We start from the raw sequence: 710 nt of genomic DNA, 5'->3' as shown, positions 1-710 counted from the left end.
CCTGCGGGAACCGGCGAACGACAACACACTGAACGACGAGCTGACGGCCGAGGCCGCCCAGCCTGTCACCCCGCCCAAACCGCGCTACATCACCAAGCAGGTGAAGGTGCGCCGTGGCGACAACATGGGGGTGATCTTCCAGCGCATTGGCCTGAGCACCACGGATCTGCACCTGATCGATCAGCTCGAGGGCAGCGATCCCCTGCGGATGCTGCAACCGGGGCAGGAGCTCACCTTCAAGCTCACCGAGAACGGCGAGCTACACAGCCTCTATTACCCCCACAGTCTGGAGCAGGCGCTCAAGGTGAGCCGCAAGGAGGAGGCCTTTGTCGCCCGCAACGTCAAGATCGCCCTCGACACCCGCGAACAGGTGAGCAAGGGCGAGATCCGCTCCAGCTTCTGGGGCGCCGCGGTGGATGTAGGGATGACCGAAGATCAGATCATGGACTTGGCCGCCATCTTCGGCTGGGACATCGACTTTGCCCAGGATTTGCAGCCGGGAGACAGCTTCCGGGTGGTCTATGAAGACAAGTTCCGCGACGACGAGCGGGTCGCCTCCGGCGATATTCTGGCGGCGGAGTTCGTCAACCAGGGCACCGCCTACCGCGCCGTGCTCAATGAAGATGGCAACTACTACACCCCGGAAGGGAAGGCGATGCGCAAGAGCTTCCTGCGTGCGCCGGTCAACTTCAAATACATCAGCTCCAACT

At 62.4% G+C, this 710-nt stretch carries 1 protein-coding gene; it reads left to right on the top strand.

Going from position 1 to position 710, the window contains the following annotated elements; all coding sequences use genetic code 11:
* Nucleotides 1-710, top strand: a 710-nt coding sequence (locus tag RA28_RS22075; RefSeq protein WP_039533493.1) for a LysM-like peptidoglycan-binding domain-containing protein, incomplete at both ends; no start/stop codon positions are given.

The organism is Ruegeria sp. ANG-S4, from assembly GCF_000814005.1.
Classification (GTDB): domain Bacteria; phylum Pseudomonadota; class Alphaproteobacteria; order Rhodobacterales; family Rhodobacteraceae; genus Ruegeria.
This window is presented reverse-complemented; position numbering and strand designations above follow the sequence as displayed.